The organism is Clostridiales bacterium, assembly GCA_012512255.1.
Classification (GTDB): domain Bacteria; phylum Bacillota; class Clostridia; order Christensenellales; family DUVY01; genus DUVY01.
The window spans coordinates 1-23902 of record JAAZDJ010000059.1; the positions used below are offsets into that span (position 1 = coordinate 1).

Annotated in this window: 30 protein-coding genes; all 30 read right to left on the reverse strand. The window is 43.0% G+C overall.

Annotated elements, in window-relative coordinates; all coding sequences use genetic code 11:
• Window positions 1–1253: pyruvate carboxylase subunit B (locus GX756_03060; protein ID NLC16838.1), on the reverse strand; the 1253-nt coding region annotated here is incomplete at its 3' end.
• Window positions 1254–1280: 27 nt separating this feature from the next.
• Complete coding sequence (locus GX756_03065; GenBank protein ID NLC16839.1) at window positions 1281–1646, reverse strand: biotin/lipoyl-binding protein; 366 nt, start codon at window positions 1644–1646, stop codon at window positions 1281–1283.
• A 2-nt stretch (window positions 1647–1648) separates the two neighbouring features.
• The gene (locus GX756_03070) at window positions 1649–1792 is read right to left on the reverse strand and encodes a hypothetical protein (protein ID NLC16840.1); all 144 of its coding nucleotides are present in this window, start codon (window positions 1790–1792) and stop codon (window positions 1649–1651) included.
• 1 nt (window position 1793) lies between these two features.
• Complete coding sequence (locus tag GX756_03075) at window positions 1794–3194, reverse strand: hypothetical protein (GenBank protein NLC16841.1); 1401 nt, start codon at window positions 3192–3194, stop codon at window positions 1794–1796.
• Between the two features lie 189 nt (window positions 3195–3383).
• The gene (locus tag GX756_03080) at window positions 3384–4103 is read right to left on the reverse strand and encodes an rRNA pseudouridine synthase (protein NLC16842.1); all 720 of its coding nucleotides are present in this window, start codon (window positions 4101–4103) and stop codon (window positions 3384–3386) included.
• An 83-nt stretch (window positions 4104–4186) separates the two neighbouring features.
• A complete protein-coding gene (locus GX756_03085) occupies window positions 4187–4837 on the reverse strand; it encodes an MgtC/SapB family protein (protein NLC16843.1) in 651 nt (216 codons plus the stop codon).
• A gap of 82 nt (window positions 4838–4919) precedes the next feature.
• Window positions 4920–6068 (reverse strand): D-alanyl-D-alanine carboxypeptidase, encoded by a 1149-nt coding sequence (locus tag GX756_03090; GenBank protein ID NLC16844.1) that lies wholly within the window; start codon window positions 6066–6068, stop codon window positions 4920–4922.
• Between the two features lie 5 nt (window positions 6069–6073).
• Window positions 6074–6463 carry a sporulation protein YtfJ gene (gene ytfJ, locus GX756_03095; protein ID NLC16845.1) on the reverse strand — a complete coding sequence of 130 codons (390 nt, stop codon included), beginning with the start codon at window positions 6461–6463 and terminating at the stop codon, window positions 6074–6076.
• Window positions 6456–7052, reverse strand: coding sequence for a hypothetical protein (locus tag GX756_03100; protein ID NLC16846.1), 597 nt, complete (start codon window positions 7050–7052; stop codon window positions 6456–6458). The genes ytfJ and GX756_03100 overlap by 8 nt, the downstream gene beginning before the upstream one ends.
• A gap of 77 nt (window positions 7053–7129) precedes the next feature.
• Window positions 7130–7756 (reverse strand): SMC-Scp complex subunit ScpB, encoded by a 627-nt coding sequence (scpB, locus tag GX756_03105; protein ID NLC16847.1) that lies wholly within the window; start codon window positions 7754–7756, stop codon window positions 7130–7132.
• Window positions 7746–8510 (reverse strand): segregation/condensation protein A, encoded by a 765-nt coding sequence (locus GX756_03110; protein ID NLC16848.1) that lies wholly within the window; start codon window positions 8508–8510, stop codon window positions 7746–7748. Before GX756_03110 ends, scpB begins: the two co-directional genes overlap by 11 nt.
• Window positions 8500–9201 carry a site-2 protease family protein gene (locus GX756_03115; protein NLC16849.1) on the reverse strand — a complete coding sequence of 234 codons (702 nt, stop codon included), beginning with the start codon at window positions 9199–9201 and terminating at the stop codon, window positions 8500–8502. Before GX756_03115 ends, GX756_03110 begins: the two co-directional genes overlap by 11 nt.
• 155 nt (window positions 9202–9356) lie before the next feature.
• Window positions 9357–10670 (reverse strand): diaminopimelate decarboxylase, encoded by a 1314-nt coding sequence (gene lysA, locus GX756_03120; GenBank protein NLC16850.1) that lies wholly within the window; start codon window positions 10668–10670, stop codon window positions 9357–9359.
• Window positions 10671–10859: 189 nt separating this feature from the next.
• The gene (locus GX756_03125; protein NLC16851.1) at window positions 10860–11678 is read right to left on the reverse strand and encodes a DegV family protein; all 819 of its coding nucleotides are present in this window, start codon (window positions 11676–11678) and stop codon (window positions 10860–10862) included.
• Window positions 11675–12451, reverse strand: a complete 777-nt coding sequence (locus GX756_03130) for an acetyl-CoA carboxylase carboxyltransferase subunit alpha (GenBank protein ID NLC16852.1) — start codon at window positions 12449–12451, stop codon at window positions 11675–11677. The genes GX756_03125 and GX756_03130 overlap by 4 nt, the downstream gene beginning before the upstream one ends.
• Complete coding sequence (locus GX756_03135; protein NLC16853.1) at window positions 12448–13311, reverse strand: acetyl-CoA carboxylase carboxyltransferase subunit beta; 864 nt, start codon at window positions 13309–13311, stop codon at window positions 12448–12450. The genes GX756_03130 and GX756_03135 overlap by 4 nt, the downstream gene beginning before the upstream one ends.
• Complete coding sequence (gene accC, locus GX756_03140; GenBank protein ID NLC16854.1) at window positions 13308–14645, reverse strand: acetyl-CoA carboxylase biotin carboxylase subunit; 1338 nt, start codon at window positions 14643–14645, stop codon at window positions 13308–13310. The genes GX756_03135 and accC overlap by 4 nt, the downstream gene beginning before the upstream one ends.
• 13 nt (window positions 14646–14658) lie before the next feature.
• Window positions 14659–15066 carry a beta-hydroxyacyl-ACP dehydratase gene (locus tag GX756_03145; GenBank protein NLC16855.1) on the reverse strand — a complete coding sequence of 136 codons (408 nt, stop codon included), beginning with the start codon at window positions 15064–15066 and terminating at the stop codon, window positions 14659–14661.
• A 14-nt stretch (window positions 15067–15080) separates the two neighbouring features.
• Window positions 15081–15512 (reverse strand): acetyl-CoA carboxylase biotin carboxyl carrier protein, encoded by a 432-nt coding sequence (accB, locus tag GX756_03150; GenBank protein NLC16856.1) that lies wholly within the window; start codon window positions 15510–15512, stop codon window positions 15081–15083.
• A 1-nt stretch (window position 15513) separates the two neighbouring features.
• Window positions 15514–16746, reverse strand: a complete 1233-nt coding sequence (fabF, locus tag GX756_03155) for a beta-ketoacyl-ACP synthase II (protein NLC16857.1) — start codon at window positions 16744–16746, stop codon at window positions 15514–15516.
• 17 nt (window positions 16747–16763) lie between these two features.
• Window positions 16764–17528 carry a 3-oxoacyl-[acyl-carrier-protein] reductase gene (fabG, locus tag GX756_03160; GenBank protein NLC16858.1) on the reverse strand — a complete coding sequence of 255 codons (765 nt, stop codon included), beginning with the start codon at window positions 17526–17528 and terminating at the stop codon, window positions 16764–16766.
• Window positions 17515–18426, reverse strand: coding sequence for an ACP S-malonyltransferase (locus GX756_03165; protein NLC16859.1), 912 nt, complete (start codon window positions 18424–18426; stop codon window positions 17515–17517). The genes fabG and GX756_03165 overlap by 14 nt, the downstream gene beginning before the upstream one ends.
• Complete coding sequence (gene fabK, locus GX756_03170; GenBank protein ID NLC16860.1) at window positions 18411–19361, reverse strand: enoyl-[acyl-carrier-protein] reductase FabK; 951 nt, start codon at window positions 19359–19361, stop codon at window positions 18411–18413. Before fabK ends, GX756_03165 begins: the two co-directional genes overlap by 16 nt.
• A gap of 2 nt (window positions 19362–19363) precedes the next feature.
• Window positions 19364–19582 (reverse strand): acyl carrier protein, encoded by a 219-nt coding sequence (locus GX756_03175; GenBank protein ID NLC16861.1) that lies wholly within the window; start codon window positions 19580–19582, stop codon window positions 19364–19366.
• 31 nt (window positions 19583–19613) lie between these two features.
• The gene (locus tag GX756_03180) at window positions 19614–20579 is read right to left on the reverse strand and encodes a ketoacyl-ACP synthase III (GenBank protein NLC16862.1); all 966 of its coding nucleotides are present in this window, start codon (window positions 20577–20579) and stop codon (window positions 19614–19616) included.
• Window positions 20576–21043, reverse strand: a complete 468-nt coding sequence (locus GX756_03185; protein NLC16863.1) for a MarR family transcriptional regulator — start codon at window positions 21041–21043, stop codon at window positions 20576–20578. Before GX756_03185 ends, GX756_03180 begins: the two co-directional genes overlap by 4 nt.
• 248 nt (window positions 21044–21291) lie before the next feature.
• The gene (locus GX756_03190) at window positions 21292–22473 is read right to left on the reverse strand and encodes a D-alanyl-D-alanine carboxypeptidase (GenBank protein ID NLC16864.1); all 1182 of its coding nucleotides are present in this window, start codon (window positions 22471–22473) and stop codon (window positions 21292–21294) included.
• Window positions 22474–22552: 79 nt separating this feature from the next.
• On the reverse strand, window positions 22553–23167 hold the full coding sequence (locus tag GX756_03195) for a hypothetical protein (GenBank protein NLC16865.1): 615 nt from the start codon (window positions 23165–23167) through the stop codon (window positions 22553–22555).
• Between the two features lie 88 nt (window positions 23168–23255).
• Complete coding sequence (locus tag GX756_03200; protein NLC16866.1) at window positions 23256–23597, reverse strand: hypothetical protein; 342 nt, start codon at window positions 23595–23597, stop codon at window positions 23256–23258.
• Window positions 23598–23671: 74 nt separating this feature from the next.
• Window positions 23672–23902, reverse strand: a 231-nt coding sequence (locus GX756_03205; protein NLC16867.1) for a SpoIVB peptidase, incomplete at its 5' end; no start/stop codon positions are given.

Consider the following 23902-nt stretch of genomic DNA (forward strand, 5'->3'; position numbering starts at 1 on the left):
GCGCATTGTTCCTTATATTTTTCCAGCTCGGGCGCGATATCGTCCGCCGGTCTATGTTCTATGATTTTTTGGTCGCCGATAACTTTCTTGACAACCTTCGGATTAGGCGGCATTGGCAACCTGCCGTAAGCGCCCGAGAGCATGTCCTTGGATTCTTTGGTTACCATTTTGTATCTTTCGCCGGACAAAACATTCAAAACGGCTTGCGTCCCTATAATCTGGCTGGACGGGGTTACCAAAGGCGGATAGCCAAAGTCCGCTCTTACGCGCGGGACCTCAGCCAAAACTTCGTTTAATTTTTCTAAAGCGCCTTGCTGTTTTAATTGGCTGATAAGGTTGGACAGCATTCCGCCCGGCACTTGATAGATAAGCGCTTTTATATCCACCGACAAAACATTGGGGCTTATTACGCCCTTTTTCTTGAGTTTATCGGCTACGTTGCGGAAATGTTCAGCCGCTTGGTTTAATAGCTCCAAATCAAGCCCCGTATCGTATTGCGTGCCTTTGAGGGCGGCTACCAGTGGTTCTGTCGCTGGTTGCGAAGTTCCGTTGCCAAATGGCGACAACGCGGTATCCACGATATCGCAGCCGGCTTCTATAGCCTTGAGATACACCATATCGCCCGTGCCCGCCGTGTTATGCGTATGCACATGGATAGGAACTTGTATTTGGTCTTTTAGCGCTTTCACGAGCTCGTAAGCCTCGTAAGGCAAAAGCAGGTTAGCCATGTCTTTGATACAGATTATATCAGCGCCCATGTTTTCGTATTCTTTGGCTAGCTTTACGAAATAATCTCTGGTATGGACTTCGCTTACGGTGTATGATATCGCGGCTTCCACTATTCCGCCCGCTTTCTTTGTGGCTTCCATCGCCCTTTTTATGTTGCGGGGGTCGTTGAGTGCGTCAAAAATTCTTATTATGTCTATTCCGTTTTTTATTGATAATTCGCAAAATTTATCGACAACATCGTCGGCATAATGTTTGTATCCCAAAAGGTTTTGGCCTCTTAAAAGCATTTGAAGTTTGGTGTTGGGCAAGGCTTCCCTTAATTTTCGGAGCCTCTCCCAAGGGTCTTCGTTTAAAAATCTAAGGCAGGAATCAAAAGTCGCCCCGCCCCATACTTCCAAAGCGTAATAGCCGATTTTGTCAAGAAGAGGCGCGGCGGGCAGCATATCCTCAAAAGACATTCGCGTTGCCGCCTGCGATTGATGCGCGTCTCGCAATATTGTATCCATGATTTTTATTTTTGCCATGTTTATTGCTCCTAATTAGAAAAGCTCTTAAGATATTATCGCCAAAAGATCGCCCGTCTCCACGGTCGCCCCTTGGCTGACCGCCAAATTGACCACGCCGTCCGCGGGCGAGAAAATATCGTTTTCAAGTTTCATAGCTTCCAAAACCACTATTACATCGCCTTTTTTTACGGTCGCCCCGTCTTTTACGGGAATTTTTAGAATTGTTCCGGGCATAGGCACGTTAACAGGCGCGCCCTTGGCCGATATATTTTGAGGCGCTTTCGCCTTTGTAGGCTCAGGGCTTGAATTTACAGCAGTACTTGAAGATGTGACAACAGGTCTGGACGCGTTTAGTTCTTCTACTGCTACTTCATATGTGTTTCCATTTACGGTTATCTTAAATTGACGCATTGTTATCTCCTATTGATTTTTTTTATGCTCTTAACCTTAAACAACGGAACAACTCCATCATTATCTTCATAAAACATATATATCGCGGCTATTATCGCCGCCCAAAGCTCTTCTTTTTTTGTGTCTTTTATTTTTGATAAGTTCATATCAAAATCTCTCCGTCATGCCAAGCGCGGCTATAAGATAGCTTCTTGTCAACGCCGGCTCAATGATTTCGTCTATATAGCCTTTGCGCGCCGCATAAAAGACATCCGTCTTTTGGTCGCTGTAATCTTGGATAATCTTGTCAAACTCTTGACTGTCTTTGTCTTTTAGTTGAGATAAATTGGCTTTTTTAAATTCTTCTCTTTTTTCCAAAACAGCAAGGCTCTCAACTGGCAATGCCGATATATCGGCGTTTGCCCAAGCCAATTTATAATCATAGCCTATGCCGTTGGAAGCGAAAGCCGTATATCCAAATCCCGAAGCCGCGCCAACAATAACCGAAATTAAAGCGCCGCTAAAATTGGCATACGCCGAGATAACGCTTGCTGCCTCATCCAAGATGCCGCTATGCTCGGCTTGCAAATCGGCCTGTAAACCCAAGCTATTGACAAAATTAATAACGGGAATATGAAGCCCGTCAAAAACTCTTACATATTTTGCAATCTTTTTTAGCGCTTTGGGATCAAGATATTTGCTGACTTTATGGTTATGCGCGATTACGCCTACCGTTACGCCGTCTAACAGCGCCAAACCGCAAACGGCGCTTGGCGCGCAATCCGAGCCGCATTCCATAAACGAATCTTTGTCAAAAACTTCTTTGATTATGATATGTATATTGCTGGTTTTGTTTAAAATACTTGAGGTTCTGTTAAGGTCGTCTTTAGCTTCGGCGTCATTATAAATATAAGTAATAAGTTTTTTGATTTGTTGGGCTATTTGGTCTTTTGTCCCGATAAAATCCGCTAGACCGTTTTGAAAACATATTTTGGCGCCGCCAATTTCTTTATCTTTTATGTTCGTGTTTTGGGAAGCCGCCAAAATTTTGGGGCTTGTGGACGCCATTACCGCGTCTTGTTCCATAAAGACAAAGTCCGCGATGCCCGCCAAGGCGGAAATCATGCCATAACTTGCCGATTTTACCACCATTATGTGCGGAACGGTCAATCTGCTTGCCGCGCCCAAAATTTCGGCATAGCTTTCTAAGACATCCGAGCCTTCCTCTATCCGCGCGCCCATAGTGTCAATGATAGATATCAAAGGAACATTGACATCGGACGCCCTTTGAATGCATTTTACTATTTTTTGCGCGTGTAGTTTGCCTACGCCGCCTTTTAACACATCTATGTTTTGGGAAAAAATAAAAACTTCGTTATCCAAAATCCTGCCAAAGCCGCTGATTACGCCCTCGCCTTGGGGAACGCCTTCGGCGGCGTCTTGACAGACAAATGTGTCCATTTCTACAAAGCTCATATCATCTAAAATAGATTTTATGAAGCTTCGGGAATTTAGGCTTGCGTTTTCAAGGTCCAATCTTCTCGCTTTTTGCGCTTTAATTCTGTCCATTTTTTCTCCTAAAATCACTATTGGCAAAAAAAAACCAAATACCTCGCCAGTTTAGTATTATATATGATTTTGTCAAATAAATCAAGCAAAATTATATAACAAGCAAACAAACAACTTTCATAAAACTAATTGGAAAAGTTAAAAGATAAACGCAGCTAAATATTTTTTTATAATTATTATTTTTTGCCTTTAGCTTTTTTTTAACTCGTTTAGATAGGCTATTTCCCTTTTGTTGAGGAGCCTAAACTTGCCACGCTTCAGCCCGCCTAACCTTATTTTGCCTATGTTTATCCGCTTTAAAAACCCCGTGTCTTTGCCTATGCTCTTTAACATTTTTCTTACTTGCCTGTTTCGTCCCTCATGAATAGTAATTTCCAGTCTTGTGGATTTTTCATCCATTTTTAACACCTTAACTTTGCAAGGCGCTGTTTTGGCGCCGTCAATTACAACGCCCGAGCGCAGTTTGTTGATTTCTTCCAAAGTTATTGCGCCCTTAATTTTGGCGACATATGTTTTTTCTATCTGGTAACTGGGATGGGTCAAGATATTGGCCAAATCGCCGTCGTCGGTAAACAAAAGCAACCCTTCGGTGTTATAATCCAACCTGCCCACAGGATATACTCTTCGGCCATCGGGCGTTTTGATCAAATCCATTACGGTCGGCCTGTTATGCTCGTCGCTGGTAGTGGTCACATACCCTTTGGGCTTGTGGAGCATTAAATAAATAAAATCTTCTTTAAAATGGACGGGCTTGCCGTCCACTAAAACTATATCTTTTTGGGGGTGTATTTCGGTCGCCAAATCTTGAACGATACGACCGTTGACTTTAACTCTTTTTTGCAAAATTAATTGCTCGCTTTTTCGCCTTGAGGCGACAGCGCACAAAGCCAAAAATTTATTGATTCTCATATTGTTATTTTAGTTTTTGGATTTTATATTAATATTAAACCTGAAAAACCGATTTGGCAAGCCGATTTTATGCTTATAAAATTTTATTCAATTATTTTTTCTATATTGATAATAAATTTGTGTTTTTCCATTATGTCTTTTAAATCTTTATCTTGTTTTAGTTTTAGACTTCTTATAATGCCCGTGCATACCAAGCATTGGTCTTCATATTCCAAATTAAACTGGATGAAATTTTTCGCTCCAAAAATTTCTTTTATTAATTCCTGTTCGTTGTCTTGGGAATAAAATTTTATTTTATATGTTATAAAATCTTTTGATCTTAGCGGATTGATGTTAAGGCGCATTACATATTGGAAAATAACTATTATTAAGGTAATGCCTAAGCTCAAATAATATAGCTCGGCGCCCACGCACATTCCTATCGCCGCGGTTACCCAAATTCCCGCCGCCGTGGTGAGCCCGTGGATAGAGTGCTTTTTGAATAAAATCATGCCTGCGCCCAAAAAACCTATGCCGGTTACAATCTGGGCGGCGACGCGGGCGGAATCAAAATTGCCCAAAAAGCCGTATTTGGACACTATCATCAAAAGACAAGCGCCGCCTGCCACTAAAGCGTGCGTCCTAAGCCCCGCCTCTTTTTCCCTTAATTTGCGCTCAAGGCCGATTAGCGAGCCTAATACCATAGCGCATAAAACTTGGCCTATAAAAACCAATTGATCGATAAATTGCGACATGCATTATTCTCCCTTATAATAAAATAATACCATTTTTGTACGCCTAATTCAAGACACCCCATAATTGCCAAAGACAAAAATATTATTGGGCTTGGCCCGGTTGTTCCGCCCTTAATATATATTCCAATCTTTCCTTAAATGGCAATACTTCCAATTCGTCTTTTAGGACCGCTTTTACCTCAAATAGTTTTTTTGAGCCCAAATATCCGCTGACTTTGCCTATCGGCGTTCCTTTTTTCATCGGGGCGTATAAAACAGTCCGTATGTCAACATCGTATTTTATATTATTATATTCTTGGTCGCTCAAAGGATAACTAAATTCTTGGTCGGCGACAATATCTATTTCGGTTTGTTTGCTCCTTAGCGTCGGAAGTTTTCCCATGCTTTTTTGGGGCGACACAAGCTCGCGCATAGGATATTGCGAAAAAGCCATATCCATAATGCGCATGCATTCCTCAAACATAGGCCCGCAATTGAGCACCACGCAAACAACTTCCATATTGCCTTTTTGGGCGGAGCTTACCAAGCACCGTCCGGCCTTTTTGGTATATCCCGTTTTTATGCCGTTGCCGCCTTCATACATAGAAAGAATTTTGTTTTTGTTATACATAACGCGCGGATAATCGCGGCCTTCCCAAGTGGCCTTGTGGACTTTGGTTGAAACGATTTGTTTGAATACGGGGTTTTTCATAGCGTAAGCGCTTATAATCGCAAGGTCGTATGCGGTCGTGTAATGCTCGGGATGATGAAGCCCGTGCGGATTGACAAAATTGGAATTGAGCGCGCCTATTTTTTTGGCCGTATCGTTCATCAATCGGCAAAAGCCGTTAACGCTCCCGGCAGTATGTATCGCCAACGCCATTGCCGCGTCGTTGCCCGAACGGAGCATAAGCCCATATAGCAAATCCCTGACACTGATTTTTTCGCCCCTTGCCAAATATATGGACGACCCTTCTATTCCTACGGCTTCTTTGGGGACGCTTATGATTTGGTCCAAATTTTCGCAATTTTCTATCACGGTAATAGCGGTTAGAATCTTAGTGGTGCTTGCCATCTCGCGCCTTGCGTGCGCGTTATGGGAGAATATAATCCTGCCTGAGTTGACTTCTATCAACGCCATTGAAGACGCGCAAGTTATGGCTTTTGGGCGTATATCGGGGCGCGCCGATAAAACCAAAGTCGCAAAAAACAATAATGCAACCAAAAACCGATTAATTAATTTCGGGAACATAAAATTTATGACTTTTCTCTTCTGTCCGTAATAAGCGAATCTATCAACTCAGGCACTATATCCAATAGCTTGTCATAGGCGTTTTCGCCGTTAACGGGCATAATCTTAATGGTTTTTCCGTTATCAACCAAAAAACCTATGGGGGATACGCTTATTCCGCCGCCGCTGCCGCCCGCGAAAGGAAAAGTCTCCATTTTTTTGTTGTTGTTGATGTCGCTGTATTCTCCGCCGCCCGTGACAAAGCCCATAGTGACTTTTGATACGGGTATTATCACGGTGCCGTCCGGGGTCTTGACGGGATTGCCTACGATTGTGTCGGTATCCACCAATGATTTTATTTTGGTCATTGAAGACGCCATAAGCCTTTCTATCGGATGCTCATATCCGCTAATCATATACCTTCTCCTTAAAAGATTTTATTTCTTTTGCTTTTACAGAACGATTGTTGGCGTAAATAAAACTATAAATAATATCTGCAAAGGATAATGTTATTATACTGTTGACAGATATATAAAACTCGTCATTTTCAAAATCGCTTACTATGCCTTGGGAGCTTTGCATCCTAGGATTGCGGTTTTTTAGCGCCTGAACTAAGACGGCGGCGATAATTCTCGCGACGGCGGTCGCTAGCGCCGAAAACGCCATATCGTCGGATTTGCCCGCGGTCATATACAAATCCAAATCCAAGATATCAACTATTGATATAAAAGCGTTGTCCAAATAGTTGACTATGGATTCTTCGTCGGTTGCGTCCGCGGATAGTTTGATTCGGGATGATTTGCCCTTGTGGTTGGTCAAATACAGCTTATTGCCTTTAAGCTGCAAAATTCCCGAAAACAGCGGGATGCCGAAAAATCTTACGGAGTAAAAGCCTTTGCGCTCGCATAAGATATCAAAATGCGCTAAAAGCCTGACTCTAAGCCTTACCGCCATTAATGATGTCAAAATCAGCGAAATTACTAGAACATAAATTAAAGGATGCATATTGTATATTTTTTGAAAAATATACCTTTTATATACGCCCTAAAAAATAATAAAAATTATATCAAAAATTTATATGATTAATTATCTATTTCGTCTTTCAAAAAATCGGGTATTTCTTCTTCGGGCAACTCAAAATCGTCGTCAAATTTGTAAAGCATATGGTCTTGGGGATTTTCTATGACTGAAATGCGCTCAAGCAACTTTTCATAATCAGGCAAGTCTTCCAGCGACGACAGCCCAAATCTTTTTAAGAACTCATCAGTAGTCCCAAAAAGCATAGGCTTGCCTATCACATCTTTGCGCCCTACCACTTGTATAAGGCCGTGCTGGCTAAGCACCGAAAACGTATATTCGCTGTTGACGCCCCTTATCTGTTCCACTTCCAACCTGGTTATAGGCTGTTTGTAGGCTATTATAGCCAAAGTTTCTAAACAAGCGCGCGAAAGCTCTTTTTCTTTGATAGGGTTAAGCACGGCGGATACCTCGTCCGCCACATCGGGATTGGTCGCAAATTGAAGTTTGCTATTGAATTTTAGCAAATGTATGCCCGAAGCGCCCGAATGTTTTTTTTCTATTAAGCCAATAGCTTCGTTCATTTGTTTTTCGCCGATGTTTAGCTTGGACATTATATCGTCTTTTTTTACGGGCTCTCCCGCCAAAAACAAAATAGCTTCTATAATAGCGCAAAGCCTTTCAATTTTCATCTTGCTCACCTGCGTATGTCAATATTATATCCCCAAATAAAGTCGCTTGATAACATGTTACAACGCGCAATCTTAATAATTCCAAAAGCGCCAAAAAGGTGTTAATCATTTCGCTTTTGGTAAAATCGCTCTCAAACAACTCAAAAAAACTCATGGTTTTTTTGACGCTTATTATGGCTTTGATTTCGTCTATCTTTTCGGCTACGGTAAAACGGTCTTTTATTATTGTCTTTGGGATCGCGGCTTGTTTTTGCAGGGCAAGTTTGTGAAGCATTGACGAAAAAGCGTCCAAAAGCCCGCCCAAAGACATGGACTTCAAAACAACCCTTGAATCGCTGACCTTGGGGTCGGGCTGTTTGTAAAATCTATAAATATTTTCTTGCTGTTTTAGTTTTTCTCCGGCTTCTTTGAAAAGATTGTATTCTTCCAATTGCTTTATTAGACGCTCTTTGGGGTCTTCTTCCTCTTCTATAATAAACTCTTCCATCTTAGGCAATAGCGACTTAACTTTAATCTCAACCAATGTTGAGGCGACATCCACAAATTCCGCCGCTTTTTCCATATCAATGGTTTCCAGCTGTTCCATATGGGATAAAAACTGCTCGGTTATATTGGAAACAAAAATATTTTTGATTTCTATTTTGGCTTCTTTTACAAGATGCAACAACAAATCAAGCGGACCTTCAAAATCGTCCAAACGATATATTATAAATTCTTCTTTTTGTTTTAGGATTTCGGGCATATTATCGCACACCCCAAATAAACATCCAAAACTTTAAAATCGGGTTAACAATCCAAGACGACACATTGGTTATGACATATGATAAGGGGTCTAAAAAAGGATATTGGGCAATCAAATCGGGAAATATATAGCCTCCCAAAAAGCTTATCACAAACAAGCCCAAAAGCAAATAAAGCCCGTATTTTCTCATAAATACCACATAAGGATTGTTATAACGGGTCAAGGATTCTACCACTCTAAATCCGTCCAAAGGATAGATAGGCAAAAGATTAAATATCATCAAAAAGATATTTATAAAAACCATTAAAAAAAAGAAAGTTATCAAAAAGCCCATAAAAGCGTTATTCATAGTCGCCGCGCCGCTAAGATAATAAAGCGGAACATATACGCCTGCAGAAATAAAAGACAGCAAAAGATTGACCGAAACGCCCGCTATGGATACCGTAAAGACGCCCAGCCGCCTATTTCTGAAGTTATAAGGATTAATGGGCACGGGTTTGCCGTATCCAAAGCGCAAAGTCAATAACATAAATAAACCCAGCATATCAAAATGCCGCACGGGATTTAACGAAATTCTGCCCGCGTTTTTTGCGGTGGGGTCGCCGTTCCACAGCGCCACAACGGCGTGCGCTATTTCGTGAAGCACAAGCGCGATCAATAATGCCAAGATTCTAGCCAAATGATAAGATATATTAGCTATCATATAATTTCCCTAAGGTTTTAGTGGTTTCATAAAAAGATACTGAAAACTTTTTTTTATTAGGCTATATTAGCATTATAACCCAAACGCGATTGTTTTAGCAAATCAAAAAAAATCAATCCTTATAATAAATAAAAAAGCCGTAAAAAATTTACGGCTTATTTTAACCATTCGGGGATGACATCCCTTGAAATTAAATCCTCGTAGGTTTGGGGCTTGACGATGTATTGGGCCTTGCCTTTATTGACTAAGACCATAGGCGGAATAAGGTTTCGATTATAGTTGCTCGCCATAGAATAGTTATAAGCGCCCGTTGAAAACACGGCCAAAATATCGCCCGGCTTTGCCTTGGGCAAATTGGCGCTTTCTATGATTATGTCGCCGCTTTCGCAGCACTTGCCAGCGATGGTTACTGTTTCTTCGGGCTTTTGGTCGGCTCTGTTTGCCAAAATACACGAATATTTGGCTTGGTATAGGGCGTATCTTGGATTGTCAAACATTCCGCCGTCTATGGCTAGATACTTTTTGAGCCCTTTTATTTCTTTGATAGAACCTACGCTATACAGCGTTATGCCCGCCTCGCCAACTATGGACCTTCCGGGCTCAAAGATAAGTCTAGGCGCCGGGATATTTTTGGTCTTGAGCATCTTTTTCAGGGCCTGAATACAGCGCGATATATAATCCTCAAAAGGCAAAGGATTGTCTTCGGGCGTATAATGTATCCCGAACCCGCCGCCCATGTTAAGCTCTTGAACGGGCGTTTTGAGATTGTCATATATTTGGGCGGCAAAATCGGTCATCTTATCCATTGCGGCTATAAAAGGCTTGTCGTCAAATATTTGAGAGCCGATATGGCAATGGATGCCCAAAAACCCCAAGTTATCGCTATCTATAATAGCTTTTGCGGCTTCCAAGGCCGTCCCGTCCGATATTAAAAACCCGAATTTTGAATCGGGCAATGAGGTTTGTATATAATGGTGGGTGTGCGCCTCTACGCCCGGATTTACGCGAACCATGCAATTAATTTTGGCGTTATTATTTTCGCGGCTTACGCGGTTTAGCAATTCTAACTCGTCCCAATTGTCAACCACGATGCAATGAACGCCCAATTTGACAGCCATAACAAGCTCGCCGTAGCTTTTGTTATTGCCGTGAAAATAGACTTTGTCCATGTCAAAGCCCGCCGCCGCCGCGGTGTACAGCTCGCCGCCGCTTACAACATCCGCGCCCAAATTTTCCGACTGTATTATCTTGTATATTGCCTTGACGGAAAGCGCCTTGGACGCAAAACAGATTAGGCTATCGGGATATTCTTTGGCCGCCGTAACATATCTTTTGCAGACATCCCTAATTGATTGCTCGTCCAAGACATACAGCGGAGTGCCGAATTCTTTGGCAAGGTCAACGCAATCTATCCCGCCTATTTCCAAATGCCCTAAATTATTGATCTTAAAAGCTTTGTTTGTAATCATTGGTATCCCTTATTCAATAAAAATATTTAAAAACAAAATATCATATAACTTAGGCAAAGTCAAAGTTTAGATACAGTATTAATTATAACTATACGTAATAATACTAATAAGAAAAATAAATTGTAAATAAAAAAGTTATCCAATTAAAAAAGTTTATCTATTGCAAACGCTGTTTCAAAAAATAAAACCCTATTTCCACACCACGCCTACTACGCCCACGCCCAAATGCACGCCTAAAACAGGCCCTAACAATCTAAGGGACACATTGACCGAAGGCGTATTTGTTTTGATATGCTCGGCAAGTTTTTGGGCGGTATTATAATCGCTTATATAATGCACTATCGCCGTTTCGGCGGTAGGCGGTATTTTTTCGGACAGTATTTTTATTTGCTCGCTTTTGCCCCTCGCCGTTCCGTCGTAAATAATTGAGCCTTCAACTAGTTTTAAGATAGGCTTTATATTGAGTATTGTGCCTACGGACTGCCTTACCAAGCCCAGCCTTCCGCTGCGCCTCAACGGCATTATATCGTCCACCGTAAAGGAGATTTTTATCTCGTTGCGCGCGTTTTCTAGTCTGGGCACCATTTCTTGCAAAGCAAGGCCCGAATTTATCATCTTGACAGCCTCTTTGGCCAACAAAAACAAGCCGCCCGCGGTAAGCAAAGAATCAACGACGATTATATTGGGGTTTTTGAGTTCTCTTGCGGCGATTGAGGCGCTGCTGTAAGTTCCGCTCAATCTTGACGACAATGTCAAGCACAACACCTGATTGCCCTTGCGGATTTCTTCCTCAAACGCGCTCAAAAACGTGGCGACATTGGTTTGGGATGTTTTGCAGTAGTTGCGGTTGGCGTTAAGGAGGTTTATAAAATCGCCGTTGCAATCCGAATAAATCTCGTGGTAAATCTGACCTTTAACATAATAAGTAACGGGCGCGATTCGTATGTTAAGGTCAGAGGCCTCTTTTTTGGTAATATAAGCGGTGCTATCAACTATTAATGTAATCATATAAACCTATTCCCCATATTACGATATTTTAAGTATCTATTATTAAGCAAATCTTTTACGCTCATACCCTTTAGTTTTTTTATGGTATGGCAAAGCAATTCTTTTATATCTTTGGCTGTTTGGTCAAAGTCTTTTTCTTGAATAATTTTGTCTATTATGCCCAAATCCGACAAATCCTCGGCTGTCATCTTAAGGCAAGCGGCGGCCTCTTGCGCGCGTCTTGCGTCTTTCCATAATATGCTGGCGCAGCCTTCGGGCGAGATCACGGAATAAACGGCGTTTTCCAGCATCCATATCTCATCCGCTAACGAGAGCGCCAAAGCCCCGCCGCTGCCGCCTTCGCCGATGACTATCGCTATTACGGGACATTCCAAAGAAGCCATTTCCATTAGGTTTTGGCTTATGGCTTGGCCTTGCCCCCGCTCCTCGGCGCCTATGCCGCAATAGGCCCCAGAGGTGTCTATAAAACAAATAACCGGCCTTTTGAATTTTTCGGCCTGTTTCATAAGCCTAAGCGCTTTTCTATAACCTTCAGGGTTAGCGCAGCCAAAGTTTCTTTTTATTTTATCTTTGGTGTCTATTCCTTTCTCAAGGCCTATAACCGTTACGGGCAAATCGTCCAAAAACGCCACGCCGCCAATTACGGCGGGATCGTCGCCAAACCGCCTGTCGCCGTGAAACTCGTAAAAATTATCAAAAATTGCGTTTAAAAAATTCGTAAAAGTTGCTCTGTCTTTACTTCGGGCTTTTAGCAGTCTTTCATAGGCGTTCATACCTCGTTTCTCTCCTGATGAATTTCAAACATATCGCTTAAAAACTTTTTTTGGTCGCGCCTTGGCACGATGATATCCACAAAGCCTTTTTCCAGCAAAAATTCGGCTTTTTGAAAATTGGGCGGAAGTTTTTGCCTTATTGTTTGTTCTATCACCCTAGGGCCTGCAAAACAAATAAGCGCTTCGGGCTCGGCCGCAATAATATCCGCGCCCATCGCAAAACTTGCCGTAACGCCGCCAGCCGTCGGGTCGCACAAGACAACGAGATACAGCAAGCCTAATTTGGAATGCCTATTGACCGCCGCGCTGACTTTTGCCATCTGCATAAGCGATAGCATGCCTTCTTGCATTCTCGCCCCGCCCGAAATGGTAAAGCCTATTACGGACAGTTTATGCTCGCTGGCGTATTCAAAAAGGCGCGTAATTTTCTCGCCCACTATCACGCCCATGCTGCCCATCATAAAAAATGGCTCCATAGCGAAGATGCAACATTTGATGCCGTTGATTTTGCAAACGCCCGTAATTACGGCCTCGTTTTCGCTGCTTTGCTCTTGGGAAGCATTCAGCTTTTGGTCGTAGTCGGGAAAATCAAGTATATTATTTGATTTTAGATCTCCGAAAAACTCCTCAAAAGTGTCCGTATCGGTTATATACTGTATCCTTTCCCTTGCCTTGATTTTTAGGTGCTTAAAGCAAATAGGACAAACGCCCAAATTATTTTTGAGGTCTTCCAAAAAAATAATCTTTTTGCATGAAGGGCAATTGCAACATAAATCGTCCTTAATCTTGGGCGTATAAAAACTGATTTCGGACTCTTCAAGCTTGTTTCTCGGTTTTTTGAATTGGCTTCGTCTTATCATCTTATACCTCCCGCCACTAAATCGGTGGTATAAGTCCCGTCTTCAAATTTGGGATGCGATAATATGTCCATTAAAAAATCTTTGTTATGGTCTATGCCTTCTATCACAAGCTCGCATAAGGAAGCTTTCATTTTGCGTATGGCTTCCTCGCGCGTCGCGGCGTGCACAATAAGTTTGCCTATCATGGAATCGTAATAAGGCGGCACGAAATAATCCTGATACAGCGCCGAGTCAAATCTGACCCAAGGCCCGCCCGGTATATGCAAAAGAGTAATCTTGCCGGCGCTTGGCATAAAGTTTTTGTAGGGGTTTTCGGCGTTTATACGGCATTCTATGGCATGGCCGAAAAAATTTATATCTTTTTGGGAAAACGCCAATTCTTTGCCGGCGGCTACCCTTATTTGCCACTTGACAAGGTCAATGCCCGTAACCATCTCGGTCACGGGATGCTCTACCTGAAGCCTTGTGTTCATTTCCATAAAATAATAATCGCCTTGGGAGTCAACCAAAAACTCAATCGTGCCCACGCCCCTATATCCGACCGCTTTGGCGGCGTTTATGGCGTCATCAAACATCTTTTTTCGGGTATAAGCGTCCAAGAATATGGACGGGCTTTCTTCTATTATTTTTTGGTTATTGCGCTGGATTGAACAATCGCGCTCGCCCAAGCACACAATATTGTTATAGTCGTCGCATATTAACTGGACTTCTATATGTTTTACGGGATGCAAAAACTTTTCCACATACACTGCGCCGTCCGAAAAAGCGGCTTGGGCTTCGGCCGTGGCATAGGCGAACGCTTTTTTGAAGTCTTCTTCTTTTTCTACAAGCCTTATCCCTTTGCCGCCGCCGCCGCATCGGGCCTTTATAAGCACGGGGAAGCCCGCTTTTTTGGCAATCTTTAGCGCTTCGTTTTCATCGGCAACGCCGTCGCTGCCTTCCACGATTGGTATGCCCGCTTTTTTCATTATGCTGCGGGCTTGGTCTTTGTCGCCCATCTTGGCTATAACTTCGGCGCTCGGGCCTATAAACTTGATATTGCATTTCTCGCACAAGGACGCGAACTTGGCGTTTTCCGCCAGCAAGCCATAGCCCGGATGAATGGCGCTTGCGCCCGTTAGTTCGGCGACCGATAATATAGCCGTTATATTAAGATAGCTTTCGCTTACCCTGTTGCCGCCTATGCAATAGCTTTCGTCGGCCAAGCTCGCGTGCAAGGCGTCCCTGTCGGCCTGCGAATATACCGCGACCGTTGATATGCCCATTTCTTTGCACGCCCTTATTATCCTGACGGCTATCTCGCCGCGATTGGCAATCAAAATTTTGTGAAACAAAACCAAACTCCTTTTACTTTAATGCAAAAGAAAATTCTCCGCTTGCGCAAATCTTGCCGTTTTTGTAAGCTTCGCTCTGCGCGAAATAAAATGGGTCTTTTGAGTTGATTAATTTGCATTTAAACACGACCGTGTCGCCGGGCTTGACGCTGTCTTTTATTTTCACATTGTCCATTTTCAATAGCAAAGTTATCCTGTCGTTAATGACATTGTCCATCAAAAGACAACAGCTTTGCGCCATCATCTCGCAAAGAATGACGCCGGGCACAATGGGGTTGTTCGGAAAATGCCCTTTTAAAAACCATTCGTCGCCTCTTACGGTGTATTTGCCTACGGAATATTCGCCTTCTTTTTTGACTTCGTCAACCAAAAGCATAGGCTCCCTATGAGGAAGTATTTTTTTGATCTGTTCTTTATCCATTTTTCCCTCTTTTTTTAAAATACTTTGAACAAAGTCTGTCCATATTCCACAATCTCGCCGTTTTTGGCGCATATATCCACTATCTCGCCGTCAAACTCCGCCACGATTTCGTTCATTAATTTCATCGCCTCTATTATGCACAAAACATCACCCTTTTTGATTTTGTCGCCTATCTTGACATAGGGCGGGCTATCGGGCGAAGGCGCCTGATAAAAAACCCCGACCATTGGCGATTTAATCTCTTTTATCTCGTTAAAGTCCACTTCTTGAGGAGCCGAGTCTTCGGTTACCGGCGGCACAACCACTGCAGGCTGCGGCGTTTCTTGGGGCGCGCAGTTAGCGCTCTTTTCCAGCCTTATTTTGCTGTCGCCTTCGCTAATATCTATAACATTCAGATCGTATTCTTTTAATATTTTGGCTAGTTCTTTGATTTTTTTCAGTTCCATATCACACCCTCCTAAACACCGTGCAAGCGTTGTGCCCGCCAAAACCAAGCGAAAGCGAAGCGGCAAAATTGATATTGGCTTTTTGCGCTTGATTAGGGGTGTAGTTAAGGTCGCATTCGGGGTCGGGTTCTTGATAATTAATTGTGGGCGGGATTATGCCGTGCATCAGCGCTTTTACGCTGGCGATAGCCTCTATCGCGCCCGCCGCGCCCAAAGTATGGCCTGTCATTGACTTGGTAGAACTTATGGCCGTGATATACGCGGTCTCGCCCAAAACATCTTTGATTACGGCTGTTTCCGTCCTGTCGTTTAAGGGCGTGCTAGTGCCGTGCGCGTTTATATATAGCTTGTCTTTTTTGGGGTCAAAGCCCGCTTGGACAAGGCCCTCCCTTAACACTCTTTTGCCGCCCTTGCCCTCGGGATGAGGGGCTGTAATATGGTAAGCGTCGCAAGCGTTCGCGTATCCCACAACCTCGGCTAAAATCGCGGCGTTTCGCGCTTTGGCATGCTCGTATTCTTCTAGCACCAAAGCTCCCGCTCCTTCGCCCATTACAAAGCCGTCGCGCATACGGTCAAACGGAATAGACGCCCTTTTTATGTCGTTGCAGGTAGTTAGCGCCATGCAATTGGTAAAGCCGGCGACGGCTATGGGGGTAATGGGCGCTTCCGTTCCACCGGTGATTATGGCGTCAGCATACCCAAATTTTATGGCCCTGTAAGCCTCGCCCAAAGCGTCGTTGGATGTCGCGCACGCGGTTACCACGGGAAGATTAGGGCCTTGGGCGTTGTGCTTCATGGCGACATGCGCTGATGCCATGTTGGCTATCATCATAGGCACAAAAAAGGGCGATATGCGGCTTGGCCCGCTTTCGTTGAGCTTGGTTTGCTCCGCCGAAAAACAAATAATTCCGCCCACGCCCGAACCAAAATAAACGCCAAACCTTTCGGGGTCTATATTGCCTTTTATGTCGCTCATATTTACAGCCTGAACAGAAGCGGCGACGGCGTATTGGGCGAAAAGGTCCATTCTTTTGATTTCGTTTTTTTCCATATATTCTTCGGGGTGAAAATCTTTGACTTCGGCGGCTATTTTAACTTTATAGTCCGAGGTATCAAACCTTGTGATATAGCCAATGCCGCATACGCCGTTTATTAGGTTGTTCCAAAAACTATTTATATCGTTGCCCACGGGCGAGATAACTCCCAGCCCGGTTACTACTACTCTTCTCATAATTTTATCTCCTTCGGGATTTAGATACATAATCCTCCGTCAACTTTTATTACCTCGCCTGTTATATAATCCGAATAAGGGCTCGCCAAAAATACGGCTAAATTAGCCACATCTTGCGTTTCGCCCATTTTTTTCATTGGTATGGCGTTGATTACTTGTTCTTTTATGTTGTCGCTAAGCTGGTCGGTCATATCGGTTTTTATAAACCCGGGCGCTATCGCGTTGCATTTGATATTGCGGGAAGCGTATTCTTTAGCGACTGTTTTGCTAAGCCCTATCAAGCCCGCCTTGGATGCGGCGTAATTAGCTTGGCCGACATTGCCCATAATCCCCGAGACCGAAGATATATTGATAATTTTGCCGTATCGTTTTTTGGCCATTATGGGACAAACATGTTTGATCATATTAAACGCGCCTTTTAGATTGACATCCAAAACTTTGGCAAAATCCTCTTCGGTCATCGTCAAAATCAATTTGTCAATCGTAATGCCGGCGTTGTTCACCAATATATCAATGGTCAAAAAGTCTTCCAAAATTTTGGAAACCGTTTGGCTTGTTTTATTAAAATCGGAAACATCGCATTGATAAGCCTTGGCCTTTACGCCGTATTGTTCTATTTCCGCGATGGCTTGTTCGGCCTTTTGGGCGCCGCCGCAGTCAATTATAGCGATATCAGCGCCGCAACGGGCAAGGCTTAAGGCTATGGCTTTGCCTATGCCTCTTGAAGCGCCCGTTATCACCGCGACCTTGTCTTTTAAAATTTTTATATCATCAGGATAAAGCATTTGTTACCGCCTTTAAAGAATTTTGGTCTTCTACATTATATATTTGGACAGAATTATTTATCTTTTTGATAAACTTGCTCAATGTCTTGCCCGCGCCGACTTCAATGAATATATTGACGCCGTCGTCAATCATTTTTTCTATTATTGATTGCCATTTTACCGGGCTGTTAATCTGCCTGTATATCAAATCGCCGTAAGGCTTTGTATATTTTTGACCTATAGCGTTTGAGTAAATATCTATCGCGGAATCGCCAATAGTTATATTTTCTAGATATTGTTTGATTTCTTGCGCCGCTTGATTCATATGCGGGCAATGGAAAGCTCCGTTTACCGCAAGCTTAATAACCCTTATGCCTTTTTGGGCAGCCGTGGCGATAAACTGGTCAATTTTATGGGCGTCGCCCGCTATGGTTAATTGACCGGGGCAATTGTAGTTGACGGGAAAAACCCCTATTCTCGCGCATAAGTCTTCAACCGCGCTGTTTTCTTGGCCGATTACCGCAGCCATGCCGCCTTTATAAAGCTCGGCGCAGTCTTGCATCGCTTGGGCTCTTTTGAGAACAAGCCTAAAGCCGCTTTCCAAATCAAGCATCTTGGCGTAAACAATGGCGGAAAGTTCGCCCAAAGAAAAGCCCGCGCAAGCCTGCGCCCTTATTCCATACTCTTCCAACGCGCCTGCCGCCGCAAGGCTTACGGCAAACAAACATGGCTGGGCGTTGATTGTCAAACAAAGCTCGGTCTCGTCGGCCTCAAAACACATTTTTTTTAAACCCGGCTTAATTTTTTCCAAAGCGTCAAACACTTTTTGGGCGCTTTGGTTGGTCCGGTATAATTCTTGACCCATTCCGCGATATTGCGCGCCCTGCCCCGAAAAAACAAACGCTATTTTTTTATCCATTTTTTCGCCTTTTTGAAAATTTCTCGGGCTGAATTTATTATTTCTTCTATTATTTCTTGGGCTGTCTGTTCTTTCGTTACAAGCCCCGCGATTTGTCCCGCCATAAAACAGCCCTTTTCCTCGTCGCCTTCAAGCGCGGCGAGTCTTAGCGCGCCCGCGCCTAGCTGCCCAATCTCCTCATTGGTGCATTCAAGGCTGTTTTCTTTTTTGATATACTCTCTGGAAAAAGGCGTCTTTAGGCATCGGACGGGATGGCCTACCCGCCTGCCTGTAACAATGGTGTCGGTGTCTTTAGCGCGAATTACCTTGTCTTTGTAGTTTTGGTGAATCATGCATTCCTTGGCGACCAAAAACCGCGTGCCCATTTGGACGCCTTCCGCGCCCAACATAAACGCGGCCGCCAAGCCTCTGCCGTCGGCTATTCCGCCCGCGGCTATCACAGGAATGCTGACTTTGTCGCACGCTTGAGGGACCAAAGCCATAGTGGTAAGGTCGCCTATATGTCCGCCCGCCTCGCTGCCTTCCACGATAACGCAAGCCGCGCCGATTTTTTCCATCATTGCCGCCAAAGTGGACGACGCGACCACGGGACAAACCTTAATGCCGGCGTTAATCCAATCTTTCATATAAGCCGAGGGGCTGCCCGCGCCTGTCGTTACTATTTTTACGCCTTCTTCTATTACTACTTGGGCGACATCTGCGGCATAAGGGCTCATAAGCATAATATTGACGCCAAAAGGCTTGTCCGTTAGCCGTTTTGCCGTTCTTATTTGCTCGCGCACCCAATCGGGTCCCGCGCTCATGGAAGCTATAAGGCCCAAACCGCCCGCGTTTGACACCGCGCTCGCTAGGCGCGCGTCCGCTATCCAAGCCATGCCGCCTTGAATAATAGGATATTTTATCCCTAAAATTTGGCAAACTCTTGTGTTAAACATAGTTATTTGGTCTGGTCAATAAGTTTCACTAAGTCGCCCACGGTCTTAAGGTTTTGCGGCATGGTAAGGCTAATGCCAAATTCTTGCTCAAACACCATAATTAGCTCAACCACATCCAACGAGTCAAAACCAAACGATTCAAAGGTAGAATCTTCTTTGATGTCTTCAATTTTCAAATCCTTGTGTTCGGCTAAAAGCTCGGCTACTCTTTTAAATGTCATTTTTTTGATTCCTCCATTTTTTAATAATCAATTAATAACTCCATTGTATAATCACAGTCCCAGCGGTCTTGCCCCCGCCAAACGCGCTTAACAACAGCAAATCGCCTTTTGATAGTTTATTAGCCCTGTTAAGCTCGTCCAGCAATATAGGTATGCTGGCCGCCGAGGTGTTGCCTAGGGTTTGAAGGTTTTTGGGAAACTTGTCGGAAGGCTCTCTCAAAAAAGACTGCGAAGTTTCCAAAATCCTTTGGTTAGCTTGATGCAATAAATAGTATTTTATGTCTTGGCTTTTTAATTTGTTTTTTTTGAGAGCCTTTTTTATGTCTTGGGTGACCGTCAAAACGGCGAATTTGAAAATATTTTGCCCGTTCATTTTGACATATCCGCTCTTATTTTCTATATTTTTTTCCGCAAACGGAATGCCGTTTTGTGCGCCCGTTATATACAAGTCCTCAAAATCGCCTTGGGCCGTTATGTCTATATACTTTAACCCGTCGCCTTTTTTTAACACTACCGCGCCCGCGCCGTCGCCAAACAGCACGCATGTGCTCCTGTCCGAAAAATCCAAAAATTTGGACATTTGCTCGGCGCAAACAATTAATATGTTTTGGGCCTTGCCCGCCTTAAAATACGAATCGGCCAAATCAAGCGCGTATATAAAACCCGTGCAAGCGGCGTTGATGTCAAAAGCGGGGCAATTGGCGCCTATCTCTTTTTGGACCATGCACGCCAAGCTCGGCATTATGTAATCCCCCTGCAAAGTCGCGCAAATTATAAGGTCAAGCTGGTCTTTGGATATTTGGGCGTTATCCAAAGCGTTTTGGGCGGATAGCGAGGCTATTTTGGTTAAGTTTTCATCGGTTATAAACTTTCGTGTCTTTATGCCCGTGCGGCTGGTTATCCACTCGTCCGAGGTGTCAAGTATCTTTGCGAAACTATAATTATCAACGGTCAGTTCGGGAACGGCGCTGCCTGTCCCCGCTATATAAAAACTCATCTAGTCTTCTCCAGCTCTTTAATTTTTGAGTTAAAAAATTCGTTAAGTTTAAAAACGCCTTTAAGTAAGATATTTTTTTCCTCTTTGGTAAATTCCCTGCTTATGTCTTTGGTCATTTGCTCGTGAAAATATTGATGAACGGCGTTGACCTTTTTGCCTAGCTTGGTCAAAACGACATTAACCTTTCTGCCGTCATCGGAGTTTTTGATTTTTTGCACATAACCTTTTCTTTGAAGCTTATTGATTGCCACTGTAACCGAAGGCAAGGTAATATCAAGGTCTTGGGCTATATCCGAAATGGTCACTCCTTTTTCGTTTTTGGCGATTGACTCTAGCATGTGCATTTCATTTATAGATAAATTTAATATCCTAGAACTTTTGATAGTGCTCTCTTCAACCTTCAAGATTGAACGGTATGTATCCACCAAAAGTTTATTAAGTTCTTGTTCAAAAGAATCCATCATATGTACACCAAAATTAATTAGATAGTCAAACTAATTATAAATAATGTAATATTTGTTTGTCAAATAAAAAAGGCGGCAATATTTTGCCGCCGTCTGTTGTTTGGCAAAATCTTTTAGGTAGGCTATTTTTTTCTTAAAAAAACCTAAAAATTTTACCGTCAATAAAAAACTTTATAATGGATATCTGTAAGGCCATTATTATTTTAAATTGATATTTTTAATTTCTTTATACTTTTTTTAATTTAATTTCAATGCCAATGTTTGAACATGTCTTTTATGTTGTCTTTGTAGCCTTTTCGGTCAATGTTTTCGCAGGCGATAATGTTGACTGATTTGTATGGCTGGCCGTCGTAAACGAGGGTAATTTTGCCGACTATATCGCCCTCTTTGACGGGGGCTTTTACCGTGTAGTTTTCTTGTTTGACTTCTATGCTTTTTAGCTCGTCCGTCCGGGCTTTGAAAATTGCGATGTCTTGTTCGGGCTTAATCTGCAAAATCTTTTTTTTGCCCCGTATCACTTCTATGCCCTGCTCCAATGGGTTTTGGGAAGATACCAAAATTTTGTTTTCATAATTGGCGAAGCCGTAATTAAACAGCTTGGACACTTCGGCAAAGCGGGTCTTGCTATCAGGCGCGCCTATAACCGCGCTTATCAGCCTTAAATTGTTCCTTTTGGCGGTGGCGCAAAGACAGTGCAATGCCTCTGTCGTGTAGCCCGTCTTTCCGCCGTCGCAGCCCTCATAAAAGCGCGATAATTTGTTGGTATTGGTCAGTTCGGTTTCGCGTCCGCCTTTGTGGATAATTTTGTCCATCCAAATTCTTGAGTGCAAAAAATATTCTTTGTGCTTGATAAGCTCGGCCATCATAATGCTTACGTCTTTAGCGCTTGAATAAGAGTTCTCGGCGGGAAGCCCCGTGCAATTGACAAAATTGGTGTTTTGCAAATTAAGCTCTTTGGCTTTTTGGTTCATTTTTTGGACAAAGCCTTCCACCGACCCGCATATATGTTCCGCCATGGCCACGCAAGAGTCATTGGCCGACGACATGACTATGCTTTTTATCAAGTCCTCAATCTTGTATTGGCCATGCGCCTCCAAAAAAGCTTGGGAGCCGCCCATAGACGCGGCGTTTTCGCTTGCCGTTATTACGTCGTCCATGGCCATAGCGCCCGAGTCCAGATGCTCGTAGCATAAAATTAAGGTCATTATCTTGACCATGCTGGCTATGGGAAGCCGCGCGTTTTCATTGCGCGCGTAAATAACCGTTTGGGTGTCATAATCGCAAACATAGGCGGCTTTGGAGGAGATATTTAGCGCTTTCTTTTGTTCTTTAGCTTCTATGGCCAAGACCGCGCCGCCTTTTAGGAAATACAAAGTCCCTAAAATAGACAAAACCATCAAAGAAATTATCGCTGTGATTTTTCTTTTCATAAGTATACCCTCAAAAATAGTATTTAAATATAGGTTTTGTCATAATTGTTAAAATATGTATTTAAAATCCTAAAGACATTTAAAAAGATATAATAAAGGCTTTGGTTATTATCATGCAAATCAAAGACAATAGAAAATTAACGATAACAAAGACTATAAAAAGATTGATAAGTTCCTTGAACATAATTTTGTATTCCACGCCAAATAAACAAAAAGCGCCGAAATGAAAGTTGTTTATCAGCCGCCTCATGCATACCGCCATAGCGCCTATCAAAAAAAACATAAGCATCAATTGAAAGGGCAAAAAAATTATAATCAGGTTTACGATGCCGCCTCCGCCATAGATTTTTATAAGAGCGACCGCGCTAAACCCCGCCAAATATCCTCTATAAATAATCAAGACAAACCCAAGCGGCAACAAAAACACGCTTATATTGACTAAAATAATGACGCCAAACAAAATAAGCATTATAAAGGTGTTGCCAAAAAAAGCGATAAAAAAATTGACATTGATATAAATGTTTTTGAAAAAAATCAGCTTTATCTTGTCTTCGGTCAAAAATCCGCTTATATTGTTGGCGCTGATTATCCCAAGCACCAAGCCCAAAATCGCCAATGCCGCAAACAGCAAATAAAATTTTAAATGGCGGGAAAAATGCTCGCTAAAATACCCGCCCAAATCAAGTTTTAACATATTATATAATATGGCGGTTTGGGCTTGATAATAACTTTGTGTTTTGATATGGGTTTATACGGGGAAAAGAGAAAAATTTGCCAACAACTTAGAGAAGTTGTCTTATGCGGTCGGCCGCCAAACAGATAAATTCTTTGTTGGTCGGCTTGCCCCGATTGTCGTTAATGGTCTCGCCGAATTCGGCTTTTAGGACATTGACATTGCCGTTTAGCCACGCCGAGTCAATCGCGTTGCTTATGTTCCTTTCCACATTTTGCGGCGTCGTGTTTCGTGTCTTGGCTATCCAAGGGTAAATGGAATGTTTCAAAGAACAAAATCCGCCGTCATTAACCACAAGCAAAATGGCGTCTTTGAGATAGTGAAAACCTTTTAGGGTGGGCATTAGCCTTAATGACAGCAAATAACGGTAAATAAGCTGCTCTATGCTCATAAAAAAATTGTGCCATAGATTTTATAAAATTTAATGCCGCAATTTGTAATAAAAAGATAAAATTAATCAAATCATTATTCCTCAATCATCCAATCCAAATAAACGCCAAAACCTTTTGTAGGGTCGTTGATAAACACATGGGTTACCGCGCCCACAAGCTTGCCGTTTTGGATTATGGGGCTGCCGCTCATGCCTTGGACTATCCCGCCTGTCTTTTTGATAAGCTCCTCGTCTATAACCCTTATAACCATGCTTTTTTCTTCGCTGGTTTTTTGGAAGCTTGTTTTAATGATCTCTATGTCATA

Excerpts from the sequence above, each read along its gene's own strand:
- GX756_03200 (NLC16866.1), bottom strand. The coding sequence starts at position 23,597 with ATGAGCATAGAGCAGCTTATTTACCGTTATTTGCTGTCATTAAGGCTA.
- GX756_03190 (NLC16864.1), bottom strand. The coding sequence starts at position 22,473 with ATGAAAAGAAAAATCACAGCGATAATTTCTTTGATGGTTTTGTCTATT.
- scpB (NLC16847.1), bottom strand. The coding sequence starts at position 7,756 with ATGAAAATTGAAAGGCTTTGCGCTATTATAGAAGCTATTTTGTTTTTG.
- GX756_03100 (NLC16846.1), bottom strand. The coding sequence starts at position 7,052 with ATGCATCCTTTAATTTATGTTCTAGTAATTTCGCTGATTTTGACATCA.
- GX756_03085 (NLC16843.1), bottom strand. The coding sequence starts at position 4,837 with ATGTCGCAATTTATCGATCAATTGGTTTTTATAGGCCAAGTTTTATGC.
- GX756_03185 (NLC16863.1), bottom strand. The coding sequence starts at position 21,043 with ATGATGGATTCTTTTGAACAAGAACTTAATAAACTTTTGGTGGATACA.
- GX756_03115 (NLC16849.1), bottom strand. The coding sequence starts at position 9,201 with ATGATAGCTAATATATCTTATCATTTGGCTAGAATCTTGGCATTATTG.
- GX756_03175 (NLC16861.1), bottom strand. The coding sequence starts at position 19,582 with ATGACATTTAAAAGAGTAGCCGAGCTTTTAGCCGAACACAAGGATTTG.
- GX756_03130 (NLC16852.1), bottom strand. The coding sequence starts at position 12,451 with ATGAACGCCTATGAAAGACTGCTAAAAGCCCGAAGTAAAGACAGAGCA.
- fabG (NLC16858.1), bottom strand. The coding sequence starts at position 17,528 with ATGCTTTATCCTGATGATATAAAAATTTTAAAAGACAAGGTCGCGGTG.
- GX756_03070 (NLC16840.1), bottom strand. The coding sequence starts at position 1,792 with ATGAACTTATCAAAAATAAAAGACACAAAAAAAGAAGAGCTTTGGGCG.
- GX756_03195 (NLC16865.1), bottom strand. The coding sequence starts at position 23,167 with ATGTTAAAACTTGATTTGGGCGGGTATTTTAGCGAGCATTTTTCCCGC.
- fabK (NLC16860.1), bottom strand. The coding sequence starts at position 19,361 with ATGTTTAACACAAGAGTTTGCCAAATTTTAGGGATAAAATATCCTATT.
- lysA (NLC16850.1), bottom strand. The coding sequence starts at position 10,670 with ATGATTACAAACAAAGCTTTTAAGATCAATAATTTAGGGCATTTGGAA.
- GX756_03180 (NLC16862.1), bottom strand. The coding sequence starts at position 20,579 with ATGAGTTTTTATATAGCGGGGACAGGCAGCGCCGTTCCCGAACTGACC.
- GX756_03075 (NLC16841.1), bottom strand. The coding sequence starts at position 3,194 with ATGGACAGAATTAAAGCGCAAAAAGCGAGAAGATTGGACCTTGAAAAC.
- GX756_03145 (NLC16855.1), bottom strand. The coding sequence starts at position 15,066 with ATGGATAAAGAACAGATCAAAAAAATACTTCCTCATAGGGAGCCTATG.
- GX756_03125 (NLC16851.1), bottom strand. The coding sequence starts at position 11,678 with ATGATTACATTAATAGTTGATAGCACCGCTTATATTACCAAAAAAGAG.
- GX756_03065 (NLC16839.1), bottom strand. The coding sequence starts at position 1,646 with ATGCGTCAATTTAAGATAACCGTAAATGGAAACACATATGAAGTAGCA.
- GX756_03165 (NLC16859.1), bottom strand. The coding sequence starts at position 18,426 with ATGGATAAAAAAATAGCGTTTGTTTTTTCGGGGCAGGGCGCGCAATAT.
- GX756_03135 (NLC16853.1), bottom strand. The coding sequence starts at position 13,311 with ATGATAAGACGAAGCCAATTCAAAAAACCGAGAAACAAGCTTGAAGAG.
- ytfJ (NLC16845.1), bottom strand. The coding sequence starts at position 6,463 with ATGATTAGCGGATATGAGCATCCGATAGAAAGGCTTATGGCGTCTTCA.
- accB (NLC16856.1), bottom strand. The coding sequence starts at position 15,512 with ATGGAACTGAAAAAAATCAAAGAACTAGCCAAAATATTAAAAGAATAC.
- GX756_03080 (NLC16842.1), bottom strand. The coding sequence starts at position 4,103 with ATGAGAATCAATAAATTTTTGGCTTTGTGCGCTGTCGCCTCAAGGCGA.
- GX756_03090 (NLC16844.1), bottom strand. The coding sequence starts at position 6,068 with ATGTTCCCGAAATTAATTAATCGGTTTTTGGTTGCATTATTGTTTTTT.